Below are 20,717 nucleotides of genomic sequence, written 5' to 3' on the forward strand. Positions count from 1 at the left end.
CACTGTTAATCAGTCAGTCGACGGCGGACGTCTCAATCTTGTCCAGCTGGGCAGTACGGCCTGCGACACGCCGCAGGTCCTGGCGCTGGGCGACTTCCTGCACCTCACGGCGCATGACGAGGTCGGCCAGGCTGATGCCGCTGAGGAATTCATGGATCTGCTGGCTGAGGTCGCACCACAGGTGGTGGGTCAGGCAGGTATCACCGGCATGGCAATCCCCGAGGCCTTGGCAACGGGTGGCATCAACCGATTCGTTGACCGCATCGATGACCTGGGCCACCTCGATGGTTTCCATGCCGCGCGACAGCTGGTAGCCACCACCCGGACCGCGCACACTGGAGACCAGGCTGCTGCGGCGCAGCTTGGCGAACAGCTGTTCCAGATAAGAGAGGGAAATGCCCTGGCGCTCGGAAATGTCGGCCAAAGACACAGGCCCATGCTGCGCGTGCAGTGCCAGGTCAAGCATGGCAGTGACGGCGTATCGGCCTTTGGTAGTCAGTCGCATGGCTAATGGGTACCACGGGAGTTACGGGATGTGTGCGAGTATGCGATTCCCGAGCATTTAAGTCAACTATTAGACCTACTGCTTTAGTCGGGTTTGCATCGGGAAGGCGGGCGCGATTGTAGCAGTAACAGGGCGTGAGCACACGCCCCATATGTCAGAGTGACTTCACTGCGGCGCAATCAATGCGACTGAGTGTCGCGCTGGGCGGCCTGGGTTTCGACCGCGAAGTCGTCTTCCGGCAACTTCGGCAACTCTTTGGCACAGTAGTCACTGCCCATCTTGGTCAGCGCGCCGCACATGCCCTCCAGGCGCTCGTCGACGGCCTGCAGGTGGTCGAGCATCTGGCCGATGGCACGGGCAACCGGGTCCGGCATGTCGCCGCTGACGCCGTAGGCATCGAAGCCGATCTTCTCGGCCATGGCCTTGCGCTTGGCCTCGAGTTCGCTGTCTTCGCTCTTGACGATGATCCGCCCCGGGATGCCGACCGCAGTGGCACCCGCCGGAACCGCCTTGGTCACCACCGCATTGGAGCCGATCTTGGCCCCGGCACCCACGGTGAACGGCCCGAGCACCTTGGCGCCCGCCCCTACCACTACGCCGTTTTCCAGGGTCGGATGGCGCTTGCCCTTGTTCCAGCTGGTGCCACCCAGGGTCACGCCCTGATAAAGGGTGACATCGTCACCGATCTCCGCGGTTTCGCCGATGACGATGCCCATGCCGTGGTCGATGAAGAAGCGCCGACCAATGGTCGCACCGGGATGGATCTCGATACCGGTCAACCAGCGGCCGAAGTTCGACACCAGCCGGGCCAGCCATTTGAAGTCGCGTTTCCACAGAGCATTGCCTAGGCGGTGCAGCCAGATGGCATGCATGCCCGGGTAGCAGGTCAGCACCTCGAAAGCATTGCGCGCCGCCGGGTCGCGATGGAATACGCTCTGGATATCTTCACGCAGACGTTCGAACATCTGTCAGTCCTTCCGTTTATGCGGCTCGCCCCGGACCACCTTCTGGGTCTCGGTGAGGATGCCGCGCAAAATGCTCATTTCCGAACGATTGACCGAGCTGCGCCCGTACAGCCGGCGCAGGCGCGGCATCAGGTGCTTGGGCTTCTCGGGGTCGAGGAAGCCAATGTCCACCAGGGTTTTCTCCAGGTGTTCATAGAACAGCTCCATTTCGTCCATGGTCGCCAGCTCGTTGCTGCGCAGCGAGTTGGCGTCGAACTTCTCGACTTTCGAGGGCGCGCCTTCGGCTGCCAGCCAGGCCATGCGCACCTCATAGGAGAGCACCTGGACCGCGGCGGCAAGGTTCAGCGAGCTGAAGTCGGGGTTCGAGGGAATGTGCACGTGGAAGTGACATCGCTGCAGTTCTTCGTTGGTCAGGCCGGCGTGCTCGCGCCCGAACACCAGGGCGATTTCTTCACCGCCAGTGGCGTGCTCGACGGCCTTGGCCCCGCATTCGCGCGGGTCGATCAGCGGCCAGGGGATACTGCGCTCACGGGCGCTCGTACCCATGACCAGGCTGCAGCCGACCAGCGCGTCTTCAAGGCTGTCGACCACCTGGGCATTGGCCAGGATGTCGTCGGCACCCGAGGCGCGCGCGGTGGCGTCGCCGGACGGGAACTCTTTTGGCTGCACCAGCACCAGACGCGACAAGCCCATGTTTTTCATGGCACGCGCAGCGCCGCCGATGTTGCCGGGGTGGCTGGTATTGACCAGAACAACACGAATATTTTGCAGCAAGGTGTTGTGCTCACAGATGCAGGTTTGGGGGAAATCGATCTTACAGAACCGACCAGCGTAACGCCATGAAAGCAAATGTGACACTTCTGCCGCCAAACTTTTCTGCTAGAATGTTCGGCTTTCTTCTTTAACATCTCCAGGTGACCCGCCCATGCAGCCTATGCTGAATATCGCCCTGCGCGCCGCTCGCAGCGCCAGTGAACTGATTTTCCGCTCCATCGAACGCCTGGATACCATCAAGGTCGACGAGAAAGAGGCCAAGGACTACGTCTCCGAAGTGGATCGTGCCGCCGAGCAGAGCATCGTCAACGCCCTGCGCAAGGCCTACCCGAACCACTCCATTCAAGGTGAAGAAACCGGCCTGCACGCCGGCACCGGCGAAGAAGGCAAGGACTACCTGTGGATCATCGATCCACTGGACGGCACCACCAACTTCCTGCGTGGCATCCCGCACTTCGCAGTCAGCATCGCCTGCAAATACCGTGGCCGCCTCGAGCACGCGGTAATCGTCGACCCGGTTCGCCAGGAAGAATTCACCGCCAGCCGTGGCCGTGGCGCCCAGCTCAATGGCCGCCGCCTGCGCGTCAGCTCGCGCACCAGCCTGGAAGGCGCCCTGCTGGGCACCGGCTTCCCGTTCCGTGACAACCAGATGGCTGACATGGACAACTACCTGGGCATGTTCCGCGCCCTGACTGGCCAGACCGCCGGCATCCGCCGCGCAGGCTCCGCCAGCCTGGACCTGGCCTACGTGGCCGCCGGCCGTTTCGATGCCTTCTGGGAGTCGGGCCTGTCCGAGTGGGACATGGCGGCAGGCGTGCTGCTGATCCAGGAAGCCGGTGGCCTGGTGAGCGACTTCAACGGTGGCCACGATTTCCTCGACAAAGGCCACATCGTTGCAGGCAACATCAAGTGCTTCAAGGCCGTACTGACCGCTATCCAGCCACACCTGCCAGAGCACATGAAGCGCTAAGCGCCGATTGCAGGCAAAAAAAAAGCACCCCTCGGGGTGCTTTTTTTATGCCCGGCGCTTACTGCCCGGCTTCGCTGAGGATCAGCTTGCCATTCTTGTCCAACGGAATGGTCGAACCCGGCTCGCGGTCCATCTTCACTTGGCCGACCTGGTCGCCGATGGTGTATTTGACGTTGTAGCCCACCACCTTCTCACTGATGTCGTTGACCGTGTTGCAGCGGGTTTGCGTGGTGGTGTAGGTGTCACGCTGCTGCATGCCTTCCTGCACCTTGTTCCCGGCATAACCACCACCGACCGCACCGGCCACGGTAGCGATCTTCTTGCCGGTGCCGCCACCGATCTGGTTACCCAGCAAACCGCCGGCGAGGGCACCGACCACGGTACCGGCGATCTGGTGCTGGTCCTTGACCGGCGCCTGACGCGTGACAGCGACGTCCTTGCAGACCTCGCGCGGGGTTTTGACCTGCTGTTTGATCGGTTGCACGTCGGTGACCTGGGCGTACTCAGGCCCCTTGTTCACCAAGCTGTAGGTCGCCACAGCACCTCCGGCAGTTACACCGACAGCACCCAGTACCGCACCCACCAGCATTGATTTGTTCACATGAACCTCCTGATCATACCCGCGGAGCGTGCTCCGCTTTCTCCCAGCCTTGGAGCGAAAAAAAAGGCGCGAGTTCAACACTCGCGCCTTTTTGGTCGCCGAACGGTGTAGGGCTAGCCGTTAAGGACGGTCATCTACGCCTTCGTTTTTCACCGGCGGGATCAGGTCTTCGCTGTTCAGGTTGAGCCAAATCAGCACCACGTTGGCGATATAGATCGACGAGTAGGTACCGGCCATGACACCGATGAACAATGCCAGGGAGAAGCCGAACAGGTTGTCGCCACCGAAGAACAGCAGCGCAGCGATGGCCAGCAAGGTCGAAACCGAGGTGGCGATGGTGCGCAGCAGGGTCTGGGTAGTCGAGACGTTGATGTTCTCGATCAGCGAGGCCTTGCGCATCACGCGGAAGTTCTCACGTACCCGGTCGAAGACGACAATGGTGTCGTTCAGCGAGTAACCGATGATCGCCAGCACCGCCGCGAGCACCGTCAGGTCGAAGGTGATCTGGAAGAACGACAGGATACCCAGGGTTACCACCACGTCGTGGATCAGCGAGACGATCGCGCCCACGGCGAACTTCCACTGGAAGCGGAAGGCCAGGTAGATGAGGATGCCGCCCAGTGCCAGGAGCATGCCGAGGCCGCCCTGGTCGCGCAGCTCTTCACCCACCTGCGGGCCGACGAACTCGACGCGCTTGAGGGTGGCCGGGTTGTCGCCACCGGCCTTCTGCAGGGCCGCGCCAACCTTGGCACCCAGCTGCGGGTCGTCGCCCGGCATGCGCACCAGCAGGTCGGTGGTGGCGCCGAAGCTCTGCACCACGGCCTCGTGGAAGCCGGAATCGACCAGCTCGGCACGGACTGCCTTGAGGTCGGCCGGGCGTTCGTAGGTCAGCTCGATCAGCGTACCGCCGGTGAAGTCCAGGCCGAAGTTCAGGCCCTTCTGCCACCAGCTGAACAGCGCCAGCACGGTGAGGAGCACGGTAATGGCGAACGCGACATTGCGCACGCCCATGAAATTGATGGTTTTCATCGCAGCTCCCTCAAACCCACAGCTTCTTGATGTCACGCCCGCCGCAGGTCAGGTTGACCATTGCACGGGTCACCATGACGGCGGTGAACATCGAGGTGAAAATCCCGAGGGACATGGTGACCGCGAAGCCCTTGACCGGGCCGGTACCCATGGCGAACAGGATGCCGCCGACCAGCAGGCTGGTCAGGTTGGCGTCGATGATCGCGGTGTAGGCGCGGTTGAAGCCTTCGTGAATGGCGCGCTGCACCGACATGCCGGCATTCAGCTCCTCGCGGATACGCGAGAAGATCAGCACGTTGGCGTCCACCGCCATACCCATGGTCAACACGATACCGGCAATACCCGGCAGGGTCAGGGTCGCGCCGAGCAACGACATCAGCGCCAGCAGCAGCACCATGTTGCCTGCCAGGGCGATGGTGGCGATCACGCCGAAGCCGCGGTAGATGGCGATGATGAACAGCGAGACGAACAGCATGCCCCACAGCGACGCATCAATACCCTTGGTGATGTTGTCGGCACCCAGGCTTGGGCCAATGGTACGTTCTTCGGCGAAGTACATCGGCGCGGCCAGACCACCGGCACGCAGCAGCAGGGCCAGTTCCGACGATTCACCCTGGCCGTTCAGGCCGGTGATGCGGAACTGGCTGCCCAGCGGCGACTGGATGGTCGCCAGGCTGATGATCTTCTTCTCTTCCTGGAAGCTCTGTACGGCAACGTCCTTCTCAACGCCGTCGACGGTCTGCTTGACGTAGCGGGTGACCGGCTTCTGCTCGATGAAGATCACCGCCATGCTGCGGCCGACGTTGCTGCGGGTTGCGCGGCTCATCAGCTCACCACCGTGGCCATCCAGGCGGATGTTCACCTGTGGGCGACCGTGCTCGTCGAAACTGGCCTGGGCGTCGGTAACCTGGTCACCAGTGATGATCAGGCCACGCTCGACTGCAGCGGAACGGTTGCCTTCACGGAATTCGAAGACCTCGGTAGTGGCCTTGGAAGCACCCGGCTCGGCACCGAAGCGGAACTCCAGGTTGGCAGTCTTGCCGAGGATACGCTTGGCTTCGGCAGTGTCCTGCACACCTGGCAGCTCGACCACGATGCGGTTGGCACCCTGGCGCTGCACCAGCGGCTCGGCCACGCCCAGTTCGTTCACACGGTTGCGGACAGTGGTCAGGTTCTGCTTGATCGAGTATTCGCGGATCTCGGCGACTTTCGCCTGGGTCAGCGCCAGACGCAGCACGGCGAGCTCGTTGCGCTCGGTGGTGGTCAGGTCGAAATCATTGAAATTCTTGCGGATCAGGGCACGTGCCTGTTCGCGGGTAGCATCGTCAGCGAAGCCCAGCATCACACCGCCATCCTGCTGCGGCAGGCTGCGGTAGCGGATGCGCTCTTTGCGCAGCAAGGTCTTGACCTCGCCTTCGTAGACTTTCATGCGGGCGCTCATGGCCTTGTCCATGTCCACTTCCAGCAGGAAGTGCACACCACCGGACAGGTCCAGGCCCAGCTTCATCGGGCTTGCACCCAGGTTGCGCAGCCACTGCGGGGTAGTCTGGGCCAGGTTCAGGGCCACGACGTAATCATCGCCCAGTGCCTTGCGCACTACATCCTTGGCTGGCAGTTGATCTTCCTGGTTGGTCAGGCGAATCAGCCCACTGCCCTTCTCACCCAGGCTCGCGCCCTTGACGGTGATACCGGCATCGACCAGCGCCTTGCTGACGCGATCGAGGTCGGCCTGGTTGACCTGCAGCGCCGAGCTGGCACCGCTGACTTGCACCGCCGGATCATCCGGGTAGAGATTGGGAGCGGAATAAATGAAACCGATCGCCAGTACCACCAGGATCAGTGCGTATTTCCACAGAGGGTATTTGTTCAGCATCACGCCGCCCGTTCAAGACGCGGGGCGCTTTGCGCGCCCCGACTGGAAAAATGAAACCGGTAACTCAGATAGCCTTGAGCGTACCTTTTGGCAGGGTGGCCGCGATGGCACCCTTCTGGAACTTCAGTTCGACGGTGTCGGAAACTTCCAGAACCACGAAGTCATCGGAAACCTTGACGATCTTGCCGGCGATGCCGCCGTTGGTGACAACTTCGTCACCTTTCTGCAAGTTGCTCAGCAGGTTCTTCTGCTCTTTGGCGCGCTTGGACTGCGGGCGCCAGATCATCAGGTAGAAGATGACCAGGAAACCGACCAGGAAAATCCACTCAAAACCGGTACCGGCTGGGCCAGCGGCGGGTGCTGCAGCGTCCGCGTATGCGGCGGGGATCAAGAAGCTCATTGGGCACTCCTAATGTAATTTTCTAATAATGGATGCGAACAGTCAGTCCAAAGGCGGCACAGGAAGCCCGCGCTTGGCGTAGAAGGCGTCGACAAAGGCGGCCAATTTACCCTGTTGAATAGCCTCGCGTAAACCGGCCATCAAGCGCTGGTAATGGCGCAAGTTGTGGATGGTATTCAGCATGCTGCTCAGCATTTCGCCGCACTTGTCCAGATGGTGGAGATAAGCACGGGAGAAGTTGGTGCAGGTGTAGCAGTCACAGGTCGGATCCAGCGGCGAATCATCATGGCGATGGAACGCGTTGCGGATCTTGATCACCCCTGTATCGACGAACAGGTGGCCGTTGCGCGCGTTGCGCGTGGGCATCACGCAGTCGAACATGTCGACGCCGCGGCGCACACCCTCAACCAGATCTTCGGGTTTGCCTACCCCCATAAGGTAACGAGGTTTGTCAGCCGGCATCTGGTCCGGCAGGTAGTCGAGCACCTTGATCATTTCGTGCTTCGGCTCGCCGACCGACAGGCCACCGATGGCCAGGCCGTCGAAACCGATGTTCTCCAGGCCCTCCAGGGAGCGCATGCGCAAATCCTGGTACATGCCACCCTGAACGATACCGAACAGCGCTGCGGTGTTGTCGGCATGGGCGTTCTTAGAGCGCTGGGCCCAGCGCAGCGACAGCTCCATGGAGGTGCGGGCAACGTCGTGCTCGGCCGGGTACGGCGTGCATTCGTCGAAGATCATCACCACGTCCGAGCCCAGGTCACGCTGTACCTGCATGGACTCTTCAGGGCCCATGAACACCTTGGAGCCGTCGACTGGCGAAGCGAAGGTGACCCCTTCCTCCTTGATCTTGCGCATGGCACCCAGGCTGAACACCTGGAAGCCACCGGAATCGGTGAGGATCGGGCCTTTCCACTGCATGAAGTCGTGCAGGCCGTTGTGCTTCTTGATCACCTCGGTACCTGGGCGCAGCCACAAGTGGAAGGTGTTGCCCAGGATCATCTCGGCGCCGATGGCCTCGATGTCACGCGGCAGCATACCCTTGACCGTGCCATAGGTGCCCACCGGCATGAACGCCGGGGTTTCCACGGTGCCACGCGGGAAGGTAATGCGACCACGACGGGCCTTGCCGTCGGTGGCCAGCAGTTCGAATGACATTCGACAGGTGCGACTCATGCTTGATCCTCTGGGCCGCGTGGCGCCGGATTGCGGGTGATGAACATGGCATCACCGTAACTGAAGAAGCGGTACCCGTTGTCGACCGCCGCCGCGTAGGCAGCCATGGTCTCGGGGTAACCGGCGAAGGCCGAGACCAGCATCAGCAGCGTGGACTCCGGCAGGTGGAAGTTGGTGACCAGGCAATCGACCACATGGAATGGCCGGCCCGGGAAGATGAAGATATCGGTATCACCACTGAAGGCCTTGAGCACGCCATCGCGCGCAGCGCTCTCCAGCGAGCGCACGCTGGTGGTACCCACCGCGATTACCCGGCCGCCACGGGCACGGCAGGCCTCGATGGCGTCGACCACGTCCTGGCTCACTTCGAGCCACTCTTTGTGCATGTGGTGGTCTTCGATCTTGTCGACCCGTACCGGCTGGAAGGTGCCAGCCCCCACGTGCAGGGTGACAAAGGCGCGCTCGACGCCCTTGGCGGCGATCTTCTCCAGCAGCGCTTCGTCGAAGTGCAGGCCGGCGGTGGGCGCGGCCACGGCACCGGCGCGCTCGGCGTACACGGTCTGGTAGCGCTCACGGTCGGCGCCTTCGTCCGGGCGGTCGATGTAGGGCGGCAGCGGCATGTGGCCGACACGGTCGAGCAGCGGTAGCACCTCTTCGGTGAAGCGCAGTTCGAACAGCGTGTCGTGGCGGGCGACCATCTCGGCCTCACCACCGCCGTCGATGAGGATTACCGCACCTTCTTTCGGCGCCTTGCTGGCACGCACATGGGCCAGCACGCGGTGGCTGTCGAGCACACGCTCGACCAGCACTTCCAGCTTGCCGCCGGAGGCTTTCTGGCCAAACAGCCGCGCCGGAATCACCCGGGTGTTGTTGAACACCATCAGGTCACCCGGCTGCAGGTAGTCGAGCAGATCCGGGAATTGCTTGTGCGCCAGCGCCCCGCTCGGCCCATCGAGGACCAGCAGTCGGCTGCCATGGCGCTCGGCCAGAGGGTGGCGGGCGATCAGGGAATCGGGGAGTTCGAAGGAAAAATCGGCGACGCGCATGATGATGTTCGGGTTCGACAGGGCCGGGAAGTTTAGCCCAATGCGTGAAAATTGACCATGAAAGCCGATTGACCGACAACGGGCACCTCTCTATACTGCGCGCCACAAGCCCTGATGGCGGAATTGGTAGACGCGGCGGATTCAAAATCCGTTTTCGAAAGGAGTGGGAGTTCGAGTCTCCCTCGGGGCACCAAAATCCGAAAAAACCGACCTTATGGTCGGTTTTTTTGTGCCTGTCGTTCAGCGTTTAATACCTCGGGTGCAGCTCAATGCAGCTCAATGCAGCTCAATGCAGCTCAATCGAGCTCAACCCAGCTCATTCGTCCCGGCAAGCCAAAACCTCCTACGTTTTGACGCCACCCCAACGACCACTGGCCCTACGGGTATCCAGCGAATCTATTGGCCGCCACCCAAATGATGGCCATAAGCTGTCATTCGTCGGTTATATGCCAAAAGTATTGATAGCGTAATAGCACTTAGCCATAGTTGCGCCCCCTCACCCATTATCACTGCGTGCCCCATGAACAAAACCGCGCCCTGTCTGGCAGCAATGATGCTGCTGAGTGGGTGCAATGGAATGCCAACCGCATACGTTTCAGACCCCGTCTACGACCAGGCTTTTGTCGTCACTTCCGGTGCCCCCCTCCCGATGTTATTGATGGCCAGCGCCATCCAGTGGAATGAAGACTACGCCGTAACCGCCAAGCACACCCCGTTCCTGCGCAACGTGGTGCATGAAGGGCTGGGTGATGTGGTGTTCTTCAAGCACAAGGCCAGCAAAGTGCCGCAGTGGCGCCAGTTCGTGCCGGGCGAGTCGGTGACTGCGGTCGGCTTCAACAGTTTCATGATGCCGGTGCAGGGCAAAGGCCACACGCTCGACTCACTGGTGCGCCTCGAAGGCACACAAGGCAGCGTCTTCTACTCCGTGCATGACGGCCCGCTGGTCAAGGGCATGTCCGGCGGCCCGGTGTTCGCCGATGACGGCAAGGTGGTCGGGATGAACGTGGCCTTCATCGCCAAGGACGGGATCGACACCCGCAACCGCCCGGACTTGGCCGACAAGGCACGGGTCAGCGTGTTCATGTCGTACAGCGAAATCGACAAGGAATGGCGACGCTTCCAGTACCTGGCGCACAAGGGTAAGCCGCACGGCGCGCCTGCGGCGGTCAAGGGCTATGTCGCAGTGGCCAGCAAGCCGTGATCAACGCTAGTAGTCAGGCGGAGCCTTCCGCCGCCATTGAGGAGCAGTAGGCTCAGGATGGCACGCGGTTCGCGCTGGTGCAGATGAAATAGCCGCTGCGTTGATCACAGCACTGCGAGCCCGGGCTCTGTCGACGTGGAGCCGTGCCCGGGCAAGCTCGGCAGAGTTGCCATCGTTTGTCACCTGCATCAGGTACTCCTCGATTGCCTCTTCGCAATCCAGAAGGTTTGCCATGTCGAAAGGATTCAGCTTTGGCTTCATCAGAGCCCCTGCATAAATGCGCTAAATAGAGAGACAACGACAATGCCAGTTCCCTTTTCGACACCCTAGTCAGCGGCATCCGAAAGCTGTGTAGTACGCTTCGCGCTTTTTAAACAACACGTCCAGTAACACCCCAGCACCGACAGCACCGAACCATACCCGCCCCTCGGCGTCCCATGCTGCATACCCGGTTTTTCGAGGCAGCTCATGTGAAAGACGTCATTGCCCGCAAGTACCGCCTGATCGTCAAGACCTTCGGCTACATCGGCTGGTCGCTGTTCTGGCTCCTGCTCTGGGATGTGCTGGTCACCATCGACTTCATGCTGTTCTTCAACAGCAAGTTCACCTTGCCGCTGATCCCGCTGACCTTGCTGGGTTCGGCGCTGGTGGTGCTGGTGAGCTTTCGCAACAGCAGCGCTTACAACCGTTGGTGGGAAGCGCGGACTTTATGGGGGGCGCTGGTGAACGGTTCGCGCAGCTTCGCCCGGCAGACGCTGACGCTGATCGATGACACAGAAGAGGGGCTGAACCCGGTCAAGGCGACCTTGCTGCGCCGGCACATCGCCTACGTGAACTGCCTGGCGGCGCACCTGAAGGGCGAGGCTTGCCCGGACGAGTTGATGGCATTCATCCCGCCGGCGGAGTTCGAGCGGCGTAACCGTTCGAACAATTTTGCCAACGATATCCTCAGTGGTTCGGCAGCGTTGCTGGCACGGGAATACCAGGCCGGGCGGCTGGACAGTATTCGCCTGGCTCGGCTGGAGTCGACGCTGGTGGACCTGTCCAACGCCCAGGGCGGTATGGAGCGGATCGCCAATACGCCGCTGCCCTACCCTTACGTGTACTTTCCGCGGCTGTTCATCACGCTCTTCTGCCTGATCGTGCCGGTCGGACTCGTGGAATCGCTGGGCTGGTTCACGCCGCTGGCGTCGACGGTGGTCGGCTTCATGCTGCTGGCGATCGAGCGGATCGGGACGGATCTGCAAAGTCCGTTTCGCTTCAGTGAGCATCAGATTCAGATGGATACGATTTGCGAGACCATCGAGCGAAATCTGGAATCGATGCAGCGGGAAGCTCAGTGTGGGGAGCTGGTGCAGTAGGGGGCTGCTTTGCAGCCCTTTCGCGACACAAGGCCGCTCCTACAGAAGATCGCGTTCCCCTGTAGGAGCGGCCTTGTGTCGCGAAAGGGCCGCAAAGCGGCCCCGGCTATCGGTCAGGCCCGTACATACCGCTGGCGCAACACGTCACTGAAGGCATCCACCAGCAACACCAATACCAGCATTGCGATGATGACCGTGCTGGCCTGGGCCTCCTGGAACAGGCTCAGGGTGGTGTAAAGCATCTGCCCCAACCCCCCAGCCCCAACAAAGCCCAGCACACTGGCCATGCGAATGTTGTTCTCCCAGCGGTACAGGCTGTAGGCCAGCAATTGTGGCCACAAGTTCGGCAAAGTGCCAAAGCAGAACGCCGCTACCTGCCCTCCACCCTGCAGGCGAATAGCCGCAGCAGGCTCTGCCGGTGCATTCTCCAGCGCCTCGGCAAACAGGCGCCCGAGCACCCCGGACGTGTGCAAGGCCAAGGCCAAGGTACCGGCATTGGGCCCAAGGCCTGCCGCCAGTACCGTCAATGCCGCCCATACCAGCTCTGGGATGGCCCGCAGCGCATTGAGCAGCAACCGCGCCAGCGATTGCAGCGGCCAACCGAAACGCCCCGCTGCCGGCAAGGCCAGCAACATGCCGAGGACCATCGCCAGCAAGGTACCCAGCCCAGACATGGCCAGGGTCTCCATGGCCCCCCGGCCAACAGCCTGCAAATGCTCACCGGACAAGTCCGGATGCAGAAAACGCCCAGCGTACTCGCCCATTTGCCCCAGCCCGCCATCGCCCACCAAGGCATGCAGGTCCAGTTGCAGATAACCGAACGACGCCACCACCGCCGCGACGATGGCAACGATCACCAGCAAATTGATCACCCGGTTCATGCCAGCCTCCCGCGCAGGGAGCGGCTGAGCAGGTCGGCCAGCAGCACCAGGCCAAGGAATGCCAACAGCATGCTCGCCACCTCGCCTCCGGCGAACATACGCATCGACAGGTCGATCTGCTGCCCCAGGCCGCCGGCACCGACAAAGCCCATCACCACCGAGGCGCGCACGGCACATTCCCAGCGGTAGACCGTATAGGACACCACTTCCGCCGCCGCACTGGGCAGGATGCCGTAGAAGAATGCAGCCAACCGGCCGCTGCCAGCCTGCAACAAGGCATGCGCCGGGCGCTGGTCGACCGATTCGAAAATTTCCGCATAGACCTTGCCGAGCATGCCGCTGTAGGTAATGGCGATCGCCAGCACCCCGGCTGTCGGCCCCAGGCCCACGGCCCGCACAAACAGCAGCGCCCAGACGATCTCCGGCACACTGCGCAGAAAAATCAGCAAGCCGCGAACGGGCAGGCGCAACAAACGAGACCACGGCCCTGCCCGGCCGCCCCGCGAGGCGGCGCGCAATGACAGCGCACGGCTGGCCAGCAGGCTGGTCGGGACCGCCAGCAACAGCGCAAGGGCCATGCCGGCCGTCGCCACGGCCAAGGTCTGCAAGGTCGATTCATACAACAAGGTGAGGAATTCGGCACTGTGCGCCGGCGGCCAGAAGGCGCTGGTGAAGCTGGCGATCTGCTGGCGGTTCTCCGCCTGCAGCAAGACACCCGGGTTCAGTTCGCTCAATTGCAGCCCTGGCCACAACACGGCCAGTGCCAGCAACGTCAGCAGCAACCGCGGCAAGGCGGCCGGGTCACGGGCATCGGCTTTCAGCATCGCGGAATCTGCACGGTCAGGGTCGGCCCTTGGGCTTGCGCCGGCGAGCCCAGTTGCTCATTGGCGTAAAGTGCCTCCAGCAACTGCTCGGTCACCGCCTCGGCCGGGCAATCGAACGCCACCTGGCCTTCACGAATACCGATTACCCGTGGAAAGTGCGCCAGCGCCAGGTCCACCGCATGCAGGCTGGCCACCAGGGTCACGCCGTTGGCCCGGGCATGGCGATTGAGCAGCGTCAGGCTGTGATCGGCCAGCACCGGGTCCATGGCCGACACCGGTTCGTCGGTCAACAGCACTTCCGGGCGCTGATACAACGCCCGGGCAATGCCGACCCGCTGCAACTGCCCGCCGGACAACTGCCCGCACTGGACGAACAGCTTGTCGACCAGGCCCAGCTCGGCCAAGGCCTGGCGCGCCCCCGGCACATCGGTCGGATACACCAGGTTGAGCAGGCCGCGCAGCAGGCCCCACTGCCCCAGGCGCCCGGCAAGGACGGCTGTCACCACCCGCTGACGCGGTGGCAGTGGCGGTGCCTGGTGCACCAGGCCAATGCGCGCGCGCAAGCGCTGGCGCGCTCCGGCAGACAGCGCCCAGGGCTGCTCACCGAACACTTCAAGGTGCCCGCTGCTGGGCTGCACGGCAGTGGCCATCAGGTGCAGCAGGCTGGACTTGCCGGCCCCCGAGGGGCCGATGATCGCTACCCGCTCACCCTTGGCGATGCTCAGGCTGATCGAATCGAGCGCGCGGACCTGGCCGTGGCGCAGGCCGGCGCCGTGTACATGAATAGTCACTTGAGCAGGCCGGCCTCACGTGCGGCTTGCTCGGTGCCCGCGTAGTTCTCAGGCTTGGTCTCGATGAAGCGGCTGGCCGCCTGCAGGTCGAGGATCGCCTTTTGCTCCGGGTTGGCCGGGTCAAGGGCGAGGAAGGCCTTCTTGATCTTCTCTTTGAGCGCCGGGTCCATGTTGCCGCGCACGGTCCAGTTGTAGTCGTAGTAGGCCGGTGTGGTGGCGAACACCTTGACCTTGCTGGTATCGACCTTGCCGGCATCGACCAGCTTCTGCCAGACGCTGGCATTGAGCACGCCGCCATCGACCTTGCCGGCCTGCACCCAGGCCACGGTCGCATCGTGGGCACCGGAATAGGCCACGCGGCTGAAATAGCTCTCAGGTTTGATGTTGTCTTCCTTGAGCATGAAGTAACGCGGCATCAGGCTGCCCGAGGTGGACGAGATCGAACCGAAGGCGAACGACTTGCCCTTGAGGTCGGCCAGGCTCTTCACGGCCGGGTTGGCGGTGATGAACTTGGAGGTGAACTGGGCGTCCTGCTCACGCTGCACCAGCGGCGTGGCGGTCGGGTCTTTCAGGTGCACCTGGACGAAGGTGAAACCACCCAGCCAGGCCATGTCCAGGCGGTTGCTGGCCAGCGACTCGACGACCGCCGGGTAGTCGGCCACCGGTACGAATTTCACGTCCATGCCCAGTTGCTTGGACAGGTACTTGCCCAGTGGCTCGAACTTGCGCAGCAGCTCGGTCGGCGCTTCATCGGGAATGGCACTGACCCGCAAGGTGTCGGCAGCCTGGACGACAACGGCACAACAGGACAGCACGAGGCCGGCGGCGAGCGCCAGGGGGCGTTTGAGCATGGGAGTTCTCCGGTTCAATAGCGGGGAAAGTGCCGGCGACGCGCCGACCGTGGGAATTATAAGAGTCGCAGGCGCAAAGGCCAGCTTTGCTACAATCGCGCAACAAATTGATCCCCTGAGGTACACATGAGCGAGCCAATTCGCCTGACCCAGTACAGCCACGGTGCCGGCTGTGGCTGCAAGATCTCCCCCAAGGTGCTGGATGTGATCCTCGCCGAAAGCGGCGCCCAGGCCCTGGACCCGAAATTGTGGGTCGGCAACGCCTCGCGTGACGACGCCGCCGTGTATGCCCTGGACGACGAGCGCGGGGTGGTATCGACCACCGACTTCTTCATGCCGATCGTCGACGACCCCTACGACTTCGGCCGCATCGCCGCCACCAACGCGATCAGCGACATCTACGCCATGGGCGGCGATCCTCTGATGGCCATTGCCATCCTCGGCTGGCCGGTCAACGTGCTGCCACCGGAAGTCGCCCGCGAAGTGATCCGCGGCGGCCGCGCCGTGTGCGCCGAAGCAGGCATTCCGCTGGCAGGCGGCCACTCGATCGACGCGCCGGAGCCGATCTTCGGCCTGGCAGTCACCGGCGTGGTCAGCAAGCGCCACCTCAAGCGCAACGACACCGCCACCGCCGGTTGCCGCCTGTACCTGACCAAGCCACTGGGCATCGGCATCCTCACCACCGCTGAGAAAAAGGCCAAGCTGCGCGAACAGGACCAAGGCCTGGCACGCGACTGGATGTGCACGCTGAACACCCCGGGCAGCCGCTTTGGCAAGCTCGACGGGGTCAAGGCAATGACCGACGTGACCGGTTTCGGCCTGCTCGGCCACCTGGTCGAGCTGGCTGAGGGCAGTGGCCTGACCGCGAAGCTGGACTACGCCGCCGTGCCGCGCCTGCCGAGTGTCGACCACTACCTGGCCGAGGGCTGTATTCCCGGCGGTACCTTGCGCAACTTCGACAGCTACGGGCACAAGCTCGGTGCGCTGACCGACGAGCAGAAGCACCTGCTGTGCGACCCGCAGACCAGCGGTGGCCTGCTGGTTGCCGTTGCCCCTGAAGGCGAAGCCGAGTTCCTTGCGCAGGCCGCCGAACTGGGCCTGAAGCTGTCGCCGATCGGCCAGCTGGTCGAGCGACAGAGCCACGCGGTCGAGGTGAACTGATGCGCCCCGACTGCACCGATTTGCGCCAGTTGTTCCTCGACGACGCGCCGATGATGGACATGCGCGCGCCGGTCGAATTCATCAAAGGTGCCTTCCCCGGCACCGTCAACCTGCCCCTGATGACTGACCAGGAGCGGCAAAAAGTCGGCACTTGCTACAAGCAGCAAGGCCAGGCCGCCGCCATCACCCTTGGCCACCAGTTGGTCAGCGGCGCCACCAAGCGCGAGCGCCTGCACGCCTGGGCCAGCTTTGCCAAGGCCCACCCTGATGGTTACCTGTACTGCGCCCGCGGCGGCCTGCGCTCGCTGATCGTGCAGCAATGGCTGCGCGACGAGGCCGGCATCGACTACCCGCGCATCAAGGGCGGCTACAAGGCCATGCGCACCTTCCTGCTGGAAACCACCCAGCAGGCCGTGGAGCAATGCGACTTCGTGCTGGTCGGCGGCCTCACCGGCACCGGCAAGACCGATGTGCTGCACCAGCTGAACAACGTGCTTGACCTTGAAGGCCATGCCAACCACCGGGGCTCGAGCTTCGGCAAGCGCGCCACCGGCCAGCCGGCGCAGATCGATTTCGAGAACAAGCTGGCCATCGATGTGCTGAAGAAGCGCGCCCGTGGCATCGAACAGTTCGTGCTGGAAGATGAAGGTCGCATCGTCGGCAGTTGCTCGGTGCCGCTGGAGCTGTACCAGGGCATGCAGCAGTACCCGATGGTGTGGCTGGAGGACAGTTTCGAGAATCGCGTGGAACGCATCCTGCGCGATTACGTGATCAACCTGTGCGCCGAGTTCATCGATGTGCACGGCGAGGAAGACGGCCGCCTGAAGTTTGCCGGGCGGATGATGCAAAGCATGAGCAACATCCACAAGCGTCTTGGCGGAGAACGCTTCCAGCGCTTGAGTGCAATGCTGAGTGAGGCGCTGGACGAGCAACTGCGCAGCGGCGCGGTGGACCTGCACCGGGGCTGGATCGAAGGGCTACTCAAGGAATACTACGACCCGATGTATGCCTACCAGCGCGAAGCCAAGGCCGAACGGATCGAGTTTGCCGGGGATGGTGTGGAAGTGCGCGAATACCTCGAGGCCCGGGCACTGCGTAAACACCGGAAGTAAATCGGTCTCTGTGGGAGCGGGCTTGCCCGCGAATGGGCCAGCCCAGGCGACCTCACTGCCCAGGGCTGAGCACCCGCTCCAGCTCCGCCGCCCGCTCGCGGGTCATGTCCAGCACACACATGCCACCTTCCAGCTGCGCCATGGTTCCGCCAGTGGCTTGCACATGAAACTTGCAGTTGGCGTCGCGATAGGCGATCCACTGCCGCTGCACATCGCGCAGGCTCTTCTGCGGCCCGGCGTCGAGCTTGGTCGTGAGTTGCTTGTAGACCCGGTTCAGTCGCTGGTCCTGAAGTTGGGTTTCAGTCTGAATGCAACTACTCATAGCCACCGTGCTGGAAGCCTTGTCCATGCATTGGATGTAGGCCTGAGACGCCTCTTCCGCTTGCGCTTGGCCAATCATCAAAAGGGTGACCGCCACACCGGCTGCCAATTTCAAGTTGAACATGATGTGTCCTTTCCGGTGATGGGCTGTCACGCCTGACAGCATCGGGCAACTGGTATTTCTGACAGTTGTAGCGGTGGTCAAAGGCTATGACAGTAATGGCGAAGACCACAAGCGCTGAAGCAACATGAGCACGAGCGTGACACCCTCTTGGCAAGGCTCGCCGCCAATGCAGGCAGCGACGACGGCCTACTCTGTTTACGGCCACGCCTCTACCCCGGCGCTGCACACGCTCGCCTTCAAAGCAGAGAATTTCGATACAGCCATCGACGGCTACATGCTCGGGCAAGGTTACAGAAGCTACAGCCCTACGTTGATGAGGTTCAGGTCAGCAGACAGCTGTAGCCCGTTTGAACGAGGTGGGATCAATGCCTACGCATATTGCACCGGCGATCCAGTGAACCGAACAGACCCTGATGGACACGCCGACATAACAGGTTTGTTTTTCAAGAAAATCAGGTTTCCGCCAGACCCATCACGCGGCGGCCAGCTGATCCGGGCACTTGCCACCCAAATGCCGCAAGCAGTACCTCCCGCCCCACCTGCTGCGGGTGCAACGAACATGACACCTCATGCACAAGTGCAACGGTTCAACCAAATGGCTGCGCAACGACTGCAACAGGCTCAGCCTGTCGTAACGCAACAGCGGCAAACCACTCACCAGATAAACTCGATATTACAAGCGAGAAGAGAACGGATTGCACAACTACGCGCCGAGCTCAACCGTCTGGAAACACCAGCACAGCCAAGTACACACGTCGAAAGATCAGCCCCGAGTGTTATTCGCATACGCCAGACTCAGAATCACTTAAGTGACAACTAGAGGCCAGCCATGAAGCAAAGGCAATCACGCTTGGCAAGTTCGCAAGTCTATACGCCGTATGGCTTTGTTCATGCACAGACGGCATCACCGATGCTAGCTTTCAACGGCCAAAGAAAGGATCCTGTGACGGATAGTTATCCACTAGGTAACGGTTATCGAATTTACAGCCCTTTTCTGATGCGGTTCCACTCGCCTGACAGACTCAGCCCCTTCGGAGCAGGCGGCAATATTAGCTATGCCTATTGCGAAAATGATCCACTTAACCATGTGGATCCGTCGGGTCAGGTGAAATTCCTCGTGAGAAGTGGATCAAGGTATCAGACGAAATTCAGCCTCCCTACGCGAAGTCAAAACTCAACATTTGCCCTGCCCAAACAGTTGCGTTCCGCACAAAAAGCCTATCAAAAGCTAAGTAACAAGCCGTTGCTCGCTGAACAGCTCGCTACCGACCAGCTGCATGCAAAACAAGATCTAAAATTCAGCAGGCGACGCGTAGACCGAATGTTTCTGGCACTTGAAGAGATTGATGCCCGACTCGAATTCGGACTGTTAATCGAAAAGAAACCTCAGGATGCGCCGTTGCTTTCTCAAACGTCAATCTCGCACCAATCCCCCACGATCCGTGGATTGCAACCGTCCCGCGACGTGAACATACAACCCGAACAGAACGCATGGCTACGTGATTTTCGAACAGCTATACGCAACGGAAGTGGATCGGAAATCGCTCGTCTCGCTCGCGAAAGGTTGGGGATGTGAGCGCTAAAGCACCTGACCATGCTCAGGCGGCATCAACACCTTGCACGGCTCGAATTGCAGCGCTGGCATCTGGGTCGCCGCATAAGCGGCCACGGCCAGCGCCGCGATCAGGGCGACATCCAGCCAGTTCCAGCCCGGCACATCGTCGCTGCTGCGTGCAATCCAGCACTGCCAGGCCTGGCCCAGACAAAATACCGCGATCGCCGCCAGCCACAGGTAGAAACCTGCGCCGAAACCGGTGCGGTTGGTGAATTCGTAGCTGATGTTGTCTGGCAGGCGTTCGATGCCAAAGCTGGTCGCAGCCAGGTACAACGCCCCCAATCCAAACAGCAACGCCAGCCGACGCAAGCGTCGATGACAAAGGATGGCCACCGCCAGCAGCGGGTTGGCAAACCACTGGAACAGCCCGAAGGGGATGCCCCAGAGGCCATACAGGAACATCTGCAGCGCCGGCATGTGCCGGCCAGCGCTCATCAAGGCGCCGTCGAAGGCCAGGCTGAGCAGGTACAGGGCAAGGCTCAGGGTCAGGTAGAAGGCCGGTAAACGGGCGCCCAGGGTCATGCGACTGGCGGCTCAAGCAGCAGGCCGTAGATACCTGAGTCGGTCAGCTCGCCCGCCACGCACCAGCGCGCCCGCAACGTGCCTTCGAGGACGAAGCCCTGGCGTTCGAGGGTACGGGCCGAACCCTGGTTGCGCGGGTCGATCTCGCCTTCGAGGCGGCGCATGTGCAGGGTGTGGGCGATGTAGTCGATGAAGCAGGTCAGCGCTTCGTCCATGTAGCCCCTGCCCTGCACCGCGCTGGCCAGGCAATAGCCAATTTCGCCACGGCGTGAGACTTCGTCGATGTTGAACAGCTGGACCATGCCGATCAATTCGCCGTTGTCTCGGCGGTACATGCCGAGCTTGAGCTGGTCGCCATTGGTGTAGGCTTCGCGGTCGGCGGCCAGGGCGCTTTCAGCTTCGGCCAGGTCTTGCCAGGGGGCATGGTGCCAGTAACGCATGACCTCGGGGTCGGCCATGATCTTCAGCCACTGCGCAGCGTCGGCGTGGCGCATCGGGCGCAACTGCAGGCGCGGGCTGTCGAGGCAGAGGTCAGTCGGGAAACTGCGGGGTGGGGTCACGCCGGATCTCCTGTCCATTGCTGGGGAGTTGACAGTTTAACGTTATGTGACCGG

Annotated in this window: 24 protein-coding genes and 1 tRNA gene; 8 read left to right on the forward strand and 17 right to left on the reverse strand. The window is 61.9% G+C overall.

Annotation, left to right across the window (positions count from 1 at the left end):
- Positions 1-13: 13 nt before the first annotated feature.
- The 3 genes from iscR to trmJ form a co-directional block, all read right to left on the reverse strand.
- Positions 14-505, reverse strand: a complete 492-nt coding sequence (iscR, locus tag APH28_RS17375; RefSeq protein WP_060511422.1) for a Fe-S cluster assembly transcriptional regulator IscR — start codon at positions 503-505, stop codon at positions 14-16.
- A gap of 179 nt (positions 506-684) precedes the next feature.
- The gene (cysE, locus tag APH28_RS17380; RefSeq protein ID WP_060511424.1) at positions 685-1,470 is read right to left on the reverse strand and encodes a serine O-acetyltransferase; all 786 of its coding nucleotides are present in this window, start codon (positions 1,468-1,470) and stop codon (positions 685-687) included.
- 3 nt (positions 1,471-1,473) lie between these two features.
- Positions 1,474-2,244, reverse strand: a complete 771-nt coding sequence (gene trmJ, locus APH28_RS17385) for a tRNA (cytosine(32)/uridine(32)-2'-O)-methyltransferase TrmJ (protein WP_060511501.1) — start codon at positions 2,242-2,244, stop codon at positions 1,474-1,476.
- A gap of 151 nt (positions 2,245-2,395) precedes the next feature.
- Here trmJ and suhB point away from each other — a divergent pair, with 151 nt between their 5' ends.
- Positions 2,396-3,214: an inositol-phosphate phosphatase gene (gene suhB, locus APH28_RS17390; protein ID WP_060511426.1), complete on the forward strand. Its 819-nt coding sequence runs from the start codon at positions 2,396-2,398 to the stop codon at positions 3,212-3,214.
- A gap of 58 nt (positions 3,215-3,272) precedes the next feature.
- Here the strand turns inward: suhB and APH28_RS17395 are convergent, their stop codons facing one another.
- The 6 genes from APH28_RS17395 to queA form a co-directional block, all read right to left on the reverse strand.
- Positions 3,273-3,815 carry a glycine zipper 2TM domain-containing protein gene (locus APH28_RS17395; protein WP_027920285.1) on the reverse strand — a complete coding sequence of 181 codons (543 nt, stop codon included), beginning with the start codon at positions 3,813-3,815 and terminating at the stop codon, positions 3,273-3,275.
- A gap of 120 nt (positions 3,816-3,935) precedes the next feature.
- Positions 3,936-4,844, reverse strand: coding sequence for a protein translocase subunit SecF (secF, locus tag APH28_RS17400; RefSeq protein ID WP_060511428.1), 909 nt, complete (start codon positions 4,842-4,844; stop codon positions 3,936-3,938).
- 10 nt (positions 4,845-4,854) lie between these two features.
- Positions 4,855-6,717 carry a protein translocase subunit SecD gene (gene secD / locus APH28_RS17405; RefSeq protein ID WP_060511430.1) on the reverse strand — a complete coding sequence of 621 codons (1,863 nt, stop codon included), beginning with the start codon at positions 6,715-6,717 and terminating at the stop codon, positions 4,855-4,857.
- A 64-nt stretch (positions 6,718-6,781) separates the two neighbouring features.
- Entirely contained in the window at positions 6,782-7,117 is a 336-nt protein-coding gene (gene yajC / locus APH28_RS17410; RefSeq protein ID WP_027920288.1) for a preprotein translocase subunit YajC, read from the reverse strand.
- Positions 7,118-7,159: 42 nt separating this feature from the next.
- Entirely contained in the window at positions 7,160-8,275 is a 1,116-nt protein-coding gene (gene tgt, locus APH28_RS17415; RefSeq protein WP_177334274.1) for a tRNA guanosine(34) transglycosylase Tgt, read from the reverse strand.
- A 14-nt stretch (positions 8,276-8,289) separates the two neighbouring features.
- Complete coding sequence (gene queA / locus APH28_RS17420) at positions 8,290-9,339, reverse strand: tRNA preQ1(34) S-adenosylmethionine ribosyltransferase-isomerase QueA (RefSeq protein WP_060511434.1); 1,050 nt, start codon at positions 9,337-9,339, stop codon at positions 8,290-8,292.
- A 108-nt stretch (positions 9,340-9,447) separates the two neighbouring features.
- On the opposite strand from queA, the gene APH28_RS17425 reads away from it, so the two are divergent.
- Both APH28_RS17425 and APH28_RS17430 read left to right on the forward strand, forming a co-directional pair.
- A tRNA-Leu gene (locus APH28_RS17425) sits at positions 9,448-9,532 on the forward strand.
- 360 nt (positions 9,533-9,892) lie between these two features.
- The gene (locus APH28_RS17430; RefSeq protein WP_060511503.1) at positions 9,893-10,540 is read left to right on the forward strand and encodes a trypsin-like peptidase domain-containing protein; all 648 of its coding nucleotides are present in this window, start codon (positions 9,893-9,895) and stop codon (positions 10,538-10,540) included.
- Between the two features lie 6 nt (positions 10,541-10,546).
- Here the strand turns inward: APH28_RS17430 and APH28_RS29530 are convergent, their stop codons facing one another.
- The gene (locus APH28_RS29530) at positions 10,547-10,801 is read right to left on the reverse strand and encodes a hypothetical protein (RefSeq protein WP_371263094.1); all 255 of its coding nucleotides are present in this window, start codon (positions 10,799-10,801) and stop codon (positions 10,547-10,549) included.
- A gap of 209 nt (positions 10,802-11,010) precedes the next feature.
- Between APH28_RS29530 and APH28_RS17435 the strand changes: the two genes are divergently transcribed.
- The gene (locus APH28_RS17435; protein WP_060511504.1) at positions 11,011-11,901 is read left to right on the forward strand and encodes a bestrophin family protein; all 891 of its coding nucleotides are present in this window, start codon (positions 11,011-11,013) and stop codon (positions 11,899-11,901) included.
- Between the two features lie 113 nt (positions 11,902-12,014).
- Here APH28_RS17435 and phnE read toward each other — a convergent pair whose 3' ends face one another.
- Genes phnE through APH28_RS17455 form a run of 4 tightly spaced genes read right to left on the reverse strand, consistent with a single transcriptional unit; the run spans position 12,015 to position 15,248 of the window.
- Positions 12,015-12,782 (reverse strand): phosphonate ABC transporter, permease protein PhnE, encoded by a 768-nt coding sequence (phnE, locus tag APH28_RS17440; protein WP_060511436.1) that lies wholly within the window; start codon positions 12,780-12,782, stop codon positions 12,015-12,017.
- Complete coding sequence (locus APH28_RS17445) at positions 12,779-13,606, reverse strand: ABC transporter permease (protein WP_060511438.1); 828 nt, start codon at positions 13,604-13,606, stop codon at positions 12,779-12,781. The genes phnE and APH28_RS17445 overlap by 4 nt, the downstream gene beginning before the upstream one ends.
- Positions 13,600-14,397 carry a phosphonate ABC transporter ATP-binding protein gene (locus tag APH28_RS17450; protein WP_060511440.1) on the reverse strand — a complete coding sequence of 266 codons (798 nt, stop codon included), beginning with the start codon at positions 14,395-14,397 and terminating at the stop codon, positions 13,600-13,602. Before APH28_RS17450 ends, APH28_RS17445 begins: the two co-directional genes overlap by 7 nt.
- Positions 14,394-15,248: a putative selenate ABC transporter substrate-binding protein gene (locus APH28_RS17455; RefSeq protein WP_060511442.1), complete on the reverse strand. Its 855-nt coding sequence runs from the start codon at positions 15,246-15,248 to the stop codon at positions 14,394-14,396. Before APH28_RS17455 ends, APH28_RS17450 begins: the two co-directional genes overlap by 4 nt.
- 126 nt (positions 15,249-15,374) lie before the next feature.
- Here APH28_RS17455 and selD point away from each other — a divergent pair, with 126 nt between their 5' ends.
- Together selD and mnmH are read left to right on the forward strand one after the other, a co-directional pair.
- On the forward strand, positions 15,375-16,409 hold the full coding sequence (gene selD / locus APH28_RS17460) for a selenide, water dikinase SelD (protein WP_060511444.1): 1,035 nt from the start codon (positions 15,375-15,377) through the stop codon (positions 16,407-16,409).
- Positions 16,409-17,521: a tRNA 2-selenouridine(34) synthase MnmH gene (gene mnmH / locus APH28_RS17465; RefSeq protein WP_060511446.1), complete on the forward strand. Its 1,113-nt coding sequence runs from the start codon at positions 16,409-16,411 to the stop codon at positions 17,519-17,521. Before selD ends, mnmH begins: the two co-directional genes overlap by 1 nt.
- A gap of 52 nt (positions 17,522-17,573) precedes the next feature.
- Here the strand turns inward: mnmH and APH28_RS17470 are convergent, their stop codons facing one another.
- Complete coding sequence (locus APH28_RS17470; RefSeq protein ID WP_371263097.1) at positions 17,574-17,921, reverse strand: lysozyme inhibitor LprI family protein; 348 nt, start codon at positions 17,919-17,921, stop codon at positions 17,574-17,576.
- A gap of 211 nt (positions 17,922-18,132) precedes the next feature.
- Between APH28_RS17470 and APH28_RS29535 the strand changes: the two genes are divergently transcribed.
- Together APH28_RS29535 and APH28_RS29540 are read left to right on the forward strand one after the other, a co-directional pair.
- On the forward strand, positions 18,133-18,786 hold the full coding sequence (locus APH28_RS29535) for an RHS repeat-associated core domain-containing protein (protein ID WP_371263098.1): 654 nt from the start codon (positions 18,133-18,135) through the stop codon (positions 18,784-18,786).
- 9 nt (positions 18,787-18,795) lie between these two features.
- On the forward strand, positions 18,796-19,542 hold the full coding sequence (locus APH28_RS29540; protein WP_082432320.1) for an RHS repeat-associated core domain-containing protein: 747 nt from the start codon (positions 18,796-18,798) through the stop codon (positions 19,540-19,542).
- 3 nt (positions 19,543-19,545) lie between these two features.
- Here APH28_RS29540 and APH28_RS17475 read toward each other — a convergent pair whose 3' ends face one another.
- Entirely contained in the window at positions 19,546-20,103 is a 558-nt protein-coding gene (locus APH28_RS17475) for a hypothetical protein (RefSeq protein WP_060511450.1), read from the reverse strand.
- On the reverse strand, positions 20,100-20,663 hold the full coding sequence (locus APH28_RS17480) for a GNAT family N-acetyltransferase (protein WP_060511452.1): 564 nt from the start codon (positions 20,661-20,663) through the stop codon (positions 20,100-20,102). The genes APH28_RS17475 and APH28_RS17480 overlap by 4 nt, the downstream gene beginning before the upstream one ends.
- Positions 20,664-20,717 lie beyond the last annotated feature (54 nt).

It is taken from the genome of Pseudomonas sp. NBRC 111124 (assembly GCF_001320245.1).
In the GTDB taxonomy this organism is placed as follows: Bacteria; Pseudomonadota; Gammaproteobacteria; order Pseudomonadales; family Pseudomonadaceae; genus Aquipseudomonas.

What these genes read in the sequence shown, in the direction of transcription:
- iscR (WP_060511422.1), bottom strand. Translation starts at nt 505, where the DNA reads ATGCGACTGACTACCAAAGGCCGATACGCCGTCACTGCCATGCTTGAC.
- cysE (WP_060511424.1), bottom strand. Translation starts at nt 1,470, where the DNA reads ATGTTCGAACGTCTGCGTGAAGATATCCAGAGCGTATTCCATCGCGAC.
- suhB (WP_060511426.1), top strand. Translation starts at nt 2,396, where the DNA reads ATGCAGCCTATGCTGAATATCGCCCTGCGCGCCGCTCGCAGCGCCAGT.
- secF (WP_060511428.1), bottom strand. Translation starts at nt 4,844, where the DNA reads ATGAAAACCATCAATTTCATGGGCGTGCGCAATGTCGCGTTCGCCATT.
- secD (WP_060511430.1), bottom strand. Translation starts at nt 6,717, where the DNA reads ATGCTGAACAAATACCCTCTGTGGAAATACGCACTGATCCTGGTGGTA.
- yajC (WP_027920288.1), bottom strand. Translation starts at nt 7,117, where the DNA reads ATGAGCTTCTTGATCCCCGCCGCATACGCGGACGCTGCAGCACCCGCC.
- tgt (WP_177334274.1), bottom strand. Translation starts at nt 8,275, where the DNA reads ATGTCATTCGAACTGCTGGCCACCGACGGCAAGGCCCGTCGTGGTCGC.
- queA (WP_060511434.1), bottom strand. Translation starts at nt 9,339, where the DNA reads ATGCGCGTCGCCGATTTTTCCTTCGAACTCCCCGATTCCCTGATCGCC.
- APH28_RS17430 (WP_060511503.1), top strand. Translation starts at nt 9,893, where the DNA reads ATGCTGCTGAGTGGGTGCAATGGAATGCCAACCGCATACGTTTCAGAC.
- APH28_RS29530 (WP_371263094.1), bottom strand. Translation starts at nt 10,801, where the DNA reads ATGAAGCCAAAGCTGAATCCTTTCGACATGGCAAACCTTCTGGATTGC.
- phnE (WP_060511436.1), bottom strand. Translation starts at nt 12,782, where the DNA reads ATGAACCGGGTGATCAATTTGCTGGTGATCGTTGCCATCGTCGCGGCG.
- APH28_RS17445 (WP_060511438.1), bottom strand. Translation starts at nt 13,606, where the DNA reads ATGCTGAAAGCCGATGCCCGTGACCCGGCCGCCTTGCCGCGGTTGCTG.
- APH28_RS17455 (WP_060511442.1), bottom strand. Translation starts at nt 15,248, where the DNA reads ATGCTCAAACGCCCCCTGGCGCTCGCCGCCGGCCTCGTGCTGTCCTGT.
- selD (WP_060511444.1), top strand. Translation starts at nt 15,375, where the DNA reads ATGAGCGAGCCAATTCGCCTGACCCAGTACAGCCACGGTGCCGGCTGT.
- mnmH (WP_060511446.1), top strand. Translation starts at nt 16,409, where the DNA reads ATGCGCCCCGACTGCACCGATTTGCGCCAGTTGTTCCTCGACGACGCG.
- APH28_RS17470 (WP_371263097.1), bottom strand. Translation starts at nt 17,921, where the DNA reads ATGATTGGCCAAGCGCAAGCGGAAGAGGCGTCTCAGGCCTACATCCAA.
- APH28_RS29535 (WP_371263098.1), top strand. Translation starts at nt 18,133, where the DNA reads ATGCAGGCAGCGACGACGGCCTACTCTGTTTACGGCCACGCCTCTACC.
- APH28_RS29540 (WP_082432320.1), top strand. Translation starts at nt 18,796, where the DNA reads ATGAAGCAAAGGCAATCACGCTTGGCAAGTTCGCAAGTCTATACGCCG.
- APH28_RS17475 (WP_060511450.1), bottom strand. Translation starts at nt 20,103, where the DNA reads ATGACCCTGGGCGCCCGTTTACCGGCCTTCTACCTGACCCTGAGCCTT.